We start from the raw sequence: 8,123 nt of genomic DNA on the forward strand, positions 1-8,123 counted from the left end.
GCCCAGCCTTCCCTTCAGAGGAACTGCACCCTTCTGCTTTCCGCTCCCCACATTCCCCAGTTGGTTCACTTGGTGAACCAACTGGGGCGAAGAGCGGCAGTGGGGAATATTCGAGATCGGCATCACCCCGGCCCTCACCTGGCGCGACACCTTCGAGCTGGCCGCATGAACATCACCGAACTCCTGCTGGGCCTGCAGGCCCAGCACGACAAGACTGCGGCCCGGGTGAGCGAACTACGCGACCAGATCGAGCACTTGACCGCCACGCTGGCCGAGACCGAAGCGCGGCTCGCGGACCTGGCGACCACCCGGAAGGTCATCGCGGAACTCGCCCCGGCCCACGACGACCCCGAACCGCCCGAGACGAACAGCGTCTACCAGGCCATCGTGAATGCCTTCAACAAGCATCCCGACCTGGATTTCCGGGCCCGTGAGCTGCACGAACACCTCGACATACCCACCGACGAGGCGTCCGTCAGCGTCACCCGCGCCCGCCTCGCACGGCTCCTTCGCCAAGGCTTCCTCACCCAGCCCGGGCGAGGGCGATACCAGAAACGGACTTAACGCCCTCTAAAACACGCCCTAGGTCTCTGCGCCTGCCACAGCGTGGACACTCCATCCTCTCTGCGCCCTTCGGGATCGCCAGCTACGCAGCGTGGGGCTGGCGCCCTCTGGAGCTGAAAGTGTGAATTCCAGACCACATGCGGCGCGGCGGGCCGGCGGTACTTCGACGGCTAATCACGATCATGAGCGGCGCGTGTTCCAGGAATCCTGTGGCCGCGCCTTGTCCATGTGGGGGCCACGGCGGCGCAAGCCGCAACGAAGGAGTCATCACAGTGATGATCGAGCACGCAGTTCGAAGAGTTCGGCGGTCGCGTCGCCGGGCTGTCGCAAGTGCGGTGGCCCTGGCGGTCACCGTGCCTGCCATGTGGGCTGCCGGGGTCGCCCCGGCATCGGCGGCAACCAGTAACACGCTGCTGTACTCGGTGGATGGCGGCAGCACCTGGACCTCCACGCCGACTGTTGCTCCGGGCGGACGGCTGCTGGCCCGCGTCTGGTATGACAGCACCAACACCACCACGGTCGAGGGCGCGCAGGTGGCCACCACTATCCCCGCCGGTTTCACCAGGGTTGCCGGGTCGACCCGGTTGTGCTTGAACCCTTCGACTACCAATCCGGCCACCCCGGACGACACCGAGCTGGTGTGCAACACCAGCACCGGGCAGGGCGGGGCGATCAACGAGGCGTCAGTGTGGTCTGGCAGCGCCCTGGGCATCAGCCCCACCGCTGGGCTGTACGGGGAATCGACCGGCGCGACCACCGGCATTCTGGAGATCGGCAAGAAGCGCTACGTCAACCTGGCCGGGTGTAGCTGGCAGAACTCCGGCGATGCTTGGATTGACAGCTTCGGCGCGAGCGGAGTTGGCAGCCAATTTGACTCGCCGACCAACGCCTCCAACACCTCGGGGCAGTCTGGTAGTTGTGGCGCCGGAAACCCTGGCTGGACGAGGTCTCCCAACTCGCCTCGAGTTCTGCCCCTGGATCTGCTCGGCAAGCGCTATCTGAACCTGGCCGGTTGCGGCTGGTCGAACGCCACCACTGGTTGGCTTGACAGCTTCGGTGCGGATGGGGTCACTGGCCAATTTGGCGCCCCGACCAACACCTCCAACACCTCGGGGCAGTCTGGTAGTTGTGGCGCCGCGACCGCGGGCTGGACGAAGTCCGGCAGTTCGCCTCGAGTGCTGCCCCTGGATCTGCTTGGCAAGCGCTACGTCAACGTGGTCGGTTGCAGCTGGTCCACCGCCAGCGGTGGGTGGCTCGACAGCTTTGGCGCGGACGGGGTCACTGGCACCTTCACCTCGCCGACCAATGCCTCCAACACTTCTGGACAGTCTGGTACTTGTGGTGCCGGGCAGGCTGGCTGGACGAGGGCCGGCGCATCGCCGCGCGTCCTGACCCTGGACCTCCTGGACACGACCCGTAGCGCCGGGTTCGTCGAGTTCGAGCTGACCGCACCGTCCCCGGCCACCACCACCGACTATCCTCAGAGCTCCACACTGAACGGCACCGGAATCACTACTGAGACCGGGTCGGGCACTATCACCGTGCTCGCAGTCGACTCCCCGTTGAAGGTCACCAAGACGGCGTCGCCGTCGGGCACGGTAGAGATCGGCAGCAAGGTCACCTACACGGTGACGATCGAGAACCCGAATGGCACCGACGAGACTGGCGCCACCTTCACGGACAACCTGTCCGGCGTGCTGTCCGCAGCCGACTGGGACGACAACGTCACCACCACCGGCGGCACTGGCACAGCATCCTTGAGCGGCACCACCCTCACCTGGAACGGCACAGTGCCAGCCAACTCCACCACCACTGTAACCTACACGGTGACCGCCAAGTAGCCTCCGCATCGCAACGCACCACTAGCCTTGCCCCCCGCCACCGTAGGCGGGGGGCATCACCACGTCGGTGTCATCCCGAGCACGACATGGCGGCAGCCCGCGGTCGAGCACCAGTCTGTATGGGTGTGTCAACTTAACGGCTGATCTTGGTTGTTGAGTGGTCAGTTGTTGCTCGGGGTGAGGCGGCCCTCGAAGGCGATCTGGAAGGCGTTCAGCGGTGCTTTCCAGCGCATTTCCACCGCTTGCGGCCCTTCCCTGTCGGGTCCAGGCTCATCAGTGCCATGTAGACACTTCAGCGCGGCTGCCTCGTTGGGGAAATGTCCGCGGGCCCGGACGGTCTTGCGGATGCGGGCGTTCACGCTCTCGATCGCGTTCGTGCTGCATATGACCTTGCGGATCTCGACGTCGAAGGAGAGGTAGGGTACGAACTCGGCCCAGGCGTCCGACCACAGCTTGATGATCGCTGGATACTTCTTGCCCCAGGACTCCTGGAACTCCAGGAACCGCTCAGTATTACAACCGGGAGCGGATCCACTCGACCATCGGCTACCTCACCCCGCACCAGGCGAGGACCCGCTACCGGCAACGGCTCGACCTCGCGGCATAAGACGGAAGTGTCGGACCTCAAGGGGTCACTTCATCAGATGGATCGCACCACCGACTACGACGGACGGCAGATCGTCGGGCTGGACCTGCACCGCCATCGCTCGGTCCTGGTCCGCACGACCGAGAGCGGCGAACGTCTGGGCCGTGCACGCTTCGACAACACTCCGGCCGCACTCACCGAGGAGATCAGCAAGGCAGGGGCGAACCCGCGTGTCGTGGTACAGGCTACCTACGGCTGGTACTGGGCCGCCGACGCCCTCGCCGCGGCCGGCGCCGAGGTTCACCACCAGCACGCGTCGCCGCGACGCGGCCTGAACCAAAGCTGCCCGGAAGCTGCGTGAAACCGCCAAAAACACGCACGGGACCGGCACTTGAACCGCCCCGCTCCTTCAGGGATGGACACTCCCGCCACCTGCACTGCGATCTTGGACATCGTCGAGGGCTGGTACAATCTGCACCGGCTGCACAGCAGCCTCGACTACCGAAGCCCCGCCGACTACGAGGCCGCACTCGCGGCCTGACCACCACGGCAATGGTGTCCGTTAAAGCTGACCAAGCTCATTGAGGCCCAGGGCGGCCAGGAATCAGGACCGTATTGCTGGCCGCGGGCGGAAGGTAGCCGCCACTGCCGGTACGCAAGAACACCCGGCGCTCGCGAGTGTCCGGCGGCAGCTCGAAAGTGGCCTTGGCGTCTGCGGCGACCGCTCGGCTGGCGAGCAAGGTACCTCCTTCCCATACCGACCCGTTGGCGAAGCTCACCCAGATCTCGACCAGTGCGTCCCTGTACGGTGCTCCACACCCATCGCGCACGGTGCCGTCGATGCGGACGACCCGATCTGCACGTTCCGGAGGCACCAGCCTGAGCCGTGCGCCGCCCGGACACTTCGGGGGGTTGAACAAGCCGATCTCGTACACCGTCTCGCTGGGGCTCGGCTCAAGGTGGAGGCGACGGAAGTGACGGCGATCCCGCGCCACCTGTGCGGACAGCGCGACATCGGGGCCTTTCGCCTGCAGGAACACGTAGCGTACGCTGCGGGCCTTTGCCCGCTGGAGCAAAGCCGCCGGACTCGACTGTGCACCAAGTACTTCGAGACGGCGGGTGAAGTTGTCCGACGCGTACACGTGGGTGTACGGCTGTTCCACGTTGCTACCAAGTCCGGTGACGCCGACAATTGAGCCCTGCGGCAGGGAATCGAGCCCGCGGTACGCGGCGGCCGGCCATACCAGTTCTCCCGGGTTCTTCCCCTTGAGTGTCAGCGAGGCTGTCTCGCGGAACGAAAGGTTGTCCCAGCCGCCCTTCCCGTCCGCGACGGCCACGTTGGGCTGGCCGCTTGCCTGGAACATACTCATGCCGATCAGTCCGACGGCCACGGCCGGAAGAGCCAGGCGGAGCCATCGCATTGACGTCATCCCAAGAAGTACAGCAAGACAGATGAATCCCAGCCCGACGAGGGGGATTGTGAAACGGGACCACCATGGCGCGGGGTTCGCGAAGCTGATGATGCTGATGGCGAGGACAAGGAGCGGAACGGCCGTAGGCAGCCGACGACGCACTCCCAGCCAGGCGGCCACGAGGACGGCCGGCAGCAGCAACAAGGGCCAGACTGCACCGAATCCACCGAGCGCCTGGTCGTAGCGATATGTATGGGGCACGACGTCGGAGAACCACGTGATGAGCAGTTTCATCACCAGCGCCGGCTGCTCGCGAAGCTCAAGCGGTTCATTGGCGCCAATGATGATCGTCTCCACGGGCCCCATGCCCGGAAATCCCCACATCGCCACGGGCCAGAACGGACTTCCGTACGTTGACCAGGTTCGCGCATACCAGAAGGCGGACAGCGCGCAGATCGGGGCAAGGCCAGCGCAGGCCACGACGATCGCCTGCCTGAGTCCACCACCGAGTTGAGGTGCTCGGTCAGGGGCTGGCCAGCAACGTACCAGTTGCACGATTCCCGCGACCGCGGCCACGGCCACCACGAGGAGGCCGGCCGTCTTCACCGACGCCGCGCATCCCGCACTTACCCCGAGAGCAAACATGCGCGCACGCAAGGCACTGTAGGAAGCGACCTCTTGGGGCTGAATCGTGAACAGCACCGCCAGGGTGGCCATACAGGTTGCCGCGTTCGCCACGTCCACGTAGGCCGTATCGGTCTGCAGGAAGACGATGGGCACTGCGAGCATCCCCAGACCGGCGAACACCGCATGTGCGGGCCTGGCCCCGCACCGCAGGGCCAGACAGGCGGTGGCAAGCAGAAGCATTGTGGAGAATAGGAATTGCACTGCCCAGAGTCCTTGGTATGAACCGAGGAAGGCCCCGGTCCATGCCGTCAACAGGCCCTGCCCAAGCGGGTACACGTCAGAGAACAGGTTCTGCGGGGTGTGGCCAATGGCGTGGTTGAACAGCCAGTTGTCAGGACCGTTGAGATGGTAGGCGAGCCCGTCCCAGTCCCGCAGCGGCAGACGTGCCCCCATCAGCGCACGCACCGTGTACTGGACGGCAACCATAGCGGCCAAGGCAAGCGTCGCAGGGTGCCGCAGTACGTTCCTAGGCATGTATCCAAGGGCCCTGCGCACGCTCTCTCGTGCCTGCCGGGCCCGCGCGCGAGGCGCTGGAAGCCTCGCGTATCCGACTTCCGCAACCACGAGCATGGCATTCACCACAGTGAGCGTTCCCGCGTCGAGCGACTGAAGTGCCGCGCCCACGAAGAGCGTCACGGTCATGATGTGCCCGGCCAGCAACACCGTCCACATCAACAGGGTTTCTGCGCCGCGCTGGAATCCCCGTGTACTGGCCAGCGCCCACGCACCCCAGCAAGCCAGCAGGGTGAACAGGACGAGCCCGATGAGGCCTGACGGCAACTGCGCGAAAGGAGCACGCAGGGCCAGGAGAGTGCTCAATTCTTTCCCAATCATCGATAGGGACACGCCACTCGGAACGGAGAATCCGCAGTCTGATCATCCTGTGCACGATGGTCGCCTCCTATTACGCAAAGACAGGCCATCTCGCCAGGACAATGCCTATTTGGCGTATCTCTGGTCGAGTGGCCATCCTGCGGTTGCTGCAAGGGAATTTCCTTAGTGTGGAAAACACTTGAGGGCCAGTTAGGTGACTTAGCGTCAGACCTGACCGTCATTCGTTATACATCAGGTCAAGCAGGTTACGTTACGTATGCACGGTCGCATTTGGTCAAATGGAGCTGATTCCAGCCGTCACCCCTGCTATCCCTCAACTTGGTGTGATCCCAACAAGGAGTAGAAGCGTTATGAGTAACCTCGGGTCTTCCTCGCGTGGCCTGTCTCACGGTGCGCGGCGCATCCTCGTCGCCGCGGGCGCTGCGACGGTACTGGGCGCTGGACTGTTCGGGGCTCCGGCTCTGGCCAGTGCCCCTAATCCGGACGGCGACCAGCTCAGCAACACGGTTACTGCACCGAACAGCAACTGCCTCACTGGTAGTGAGGCAGGGTGTGTCGCCGGACCCGTCACCGTGGTCGTCCCGATGCTCGACCCGATGGTTGCCGGCGCCACCAGCATCGCGCTCGTCGCGGCTGGCAGTGGCATCATCGCTGTCCAGCGGCGGCGCCAGTCCCGTACGGCCGCTCCTAACGTGGAGGCGTGACGGCTCGTCCGAAGTCGTGGAAGGGCAGTGGGAATCCCGGGGGGGGTGTCCCTATGACTTTGGTCAAGGGGCAATCGGGGTTGGTGGTTGGTAGAAGGTGCCGTCGCGGAGCATTGCGAAGAGGACGTCGGCTCGGCGGCGGGCGAGGCAGAGGAGTGCTTGGGTGTGGTGCTTGCCCTGGGTGATCTTCTTGTCGTAGTAGGTCCGCGAGGCCGGGTCGGCTAGCGCGGCGAATGCGGAGAGGAAGAAGGCGCGTTTGAGCTGCTTGTTCCCTCGTCTGGAGGGCTGCTCGCAGCGGATCGAGGACCCGGAGTTTCTGATCGCTGGAGCGAGGCCGGCGTAGGCCGCTAGGTGGGCGGCACTGGGAAAACTGGTGCCGTCGCCGACGTCTATGAGGATGCGGGCGCCGGTCCTGATGCCGATGCCGGGCATGGACATCAGGACCTCGGAAAGAGGGTGTGCGTCCAGGAGTTGCTCGATCCGGTGGGCTAGGAGTTTGCGCTGTTCAAGCACCGCCTGGAGCGAGCCAGCGAGGCTCGGGACGATCAGTGCGGCGGCGTCCGTTCCGGGAACGACGACGGTCTGTTCGTCGAGCGCGGTGAAGATGTCCTCGATCAGCCGCTCGGCCATCCGCGGGGCTTTCGGCCGGATCAAGGTGATCAGTCGTCGGCGGCCGGCCTTGCGGATCTGGGCCGGGGATCCGAACTGGTCCAGCAGTTTGAGGACTGCCGGGTGCTGGATGCGTGGGCCGATGACCCGCTCGAGGTGCGGGTGGATCTGTGTGAACAGGCCGCGGAGCCGGTTGGCCAGGCGGTTTGCCTCGGCGGCGAGGTCGTCGTCGAAACCGACGATCATCTGGAGTTCGGCGATGGTCTCGTCGTCGAGGTCGATCGAGCGAAGTGTGTGCGGCATCGCCCGGGCCGCATCCGCGATGATGAAGGCGTCCTTCGCGTCGGTCTTGGCCTCGCCGGGGTAGAGATCGGCGATCCGGCGCATGGTCAGGCCGGGCAGATAGGCGACGTGGCAGCCCGCATCGCGGGCGACGGCCAGCGGCAGGGCGCCGATGGAGGCCACCTGGTCGACGATGACGAGCACGGTGCCGTGCTTGGCCTGCAGTTTGGCGAAGACCTCGCGGAGCTTGGGTTCACTGTTGGGCAGTCGCTTGTCGAAGGTTTTCTTGCCGGTCGGGGTGAGTGCGGTGGCGTGGTGTTCGCCTTTGCCGACGTCCAGGCCGAGGTAGACGTCGATGTCGCTGGTATCGATCACGTCGGGCTTCTTTCGGTGCTGTTCACCCGGCCTTGCCACGGCACTGATCGCCACATCCACATTACGAAGAGCCTCCCGACCTGCGAAGAGGACGGTGGTCATGCCCCTAATCAGCGGTCTGTCAGTGCCTTCGGAGCTGGTGACACCACCCCCCGGGCCATGTACTCGACAAGGGGAGGTAGTCATGCCAACTCCGAAGGGTGCAGTTCCTCTGAAGGGAAGGCTGGGT

6 protein-coding genes and 1 pseudogene are annotated in these 8,123 nt (G+C 64.9%); 4 read left to right on the top strand and 3 right to left on the bottom strand.

The features are described from left to right. The first annotated feature begins 165 nt into the window (after positions 1-165). Both H9Y04_RS45190 and H9Y04_RS45195 read left to right on the top strand, forming a co-directional pair. Complete coding sequence (locus H9Y04_RS45190; RefSeq protein ID WP_187820076.1) at positions 166-564, top strand: hypothetical protein; 399 nt, start codon at positions 166-168, stop codon at positions 562-564. A 275-nt stretch (positions 565-839) separates the two neighbouring features. Further along, positions 840-2,405, top strand: a complete 1,566-nt coding sequence (locus tag H9Y04_RS45195) for a DUF7927 domain-containing protein (RefSeq protein ID WP_187820077.1) — start codon at positions 840-842, stop codon at positions 2,403-2,405. A 161-nt stretch (positions 2,406-2,566) separates the two neighbouring features. Here the strand turns inward: H9Y04_RS45195 and H9Y04_RS45200 are convergent. Then, positions 2,567-2,902: pseudogene (locus H9Y04_RS45200) on the bottom strand (transposase); the annotation flags it as partial. Between the two features lie 147 nt (positions 2,903-3,049). On the opposite strand from H9Y04_RS45200, the gene H9Y04_RS45205 reads away from it, so the two are divergent. Further along, positions 3,050-3,352: a hypothetical protein gene (locus H9Y04_RS45205; protein WP_187820078.1), complete on the top strand. Its 303-nt coding sequence runs from the start codon at positions 3,050-3,052 to the stop codon at positions 3,350-3,352. Positions 3,353-3,569: 217 nt separating this feature from the next. On the opposite strand, the gene H9Y04_RS45210 is transcribed toward H9Y04_RS45205, so the two are convergent. Continuing rightward, complete coding sequence (locus H9Y04_RS45210; protein WP_187820079.1) at positions 3,570-5,909, bottom strand: peptidase associated/transthyretin-like domain-containing protein; 2,340 nt, start codon at positions 5,907-5,909, stop codon at positions 3,570-3,572. A gap of 365 nt (positions 5,910-6,274) precedes the next feature. On the opposite strand from H9Y04_RS45210, the gene H9Y04_RS45215 reads away from it, so the two are divergent. Further along, a complete protein-coding gene (locus H9Y04_RS45215; protein ID WP_187820080.1) occupies positions 6,275-6,628 on the top strand; it encodes a hypothetical protein in 354 nt (117 codons plus the stop codon). Between the two features lie 63 nt (positions 6,629-6,691). Here H9Y04_RS45215 and H9Y04_RS45220 read toward each other — a convergent pair whose 3' ends face one another. Continuing rightward, positions 6,692-7,894, bottom strand: a complete 1,203-nt coding sequence (locus H9Y04_RS45220) for an IS110 family RNA-guided transposase (protein WP_187820081.1) — start codon at positions 7,892-7,894, stop codon at positions 6,692-6,694. Between the last annotated feature and the right edge of the window lie 229 nt (positions 7,895-8,123).

Source organism: Streptomyces polyasparticus (assembly GCF_014493765.1).
GTDB lineage: Bacteria > Actinomycetota > Actinomycetes > Streptomycetales > Streptomycetaceae > Streptomyces > Streptomyces polyasparticus.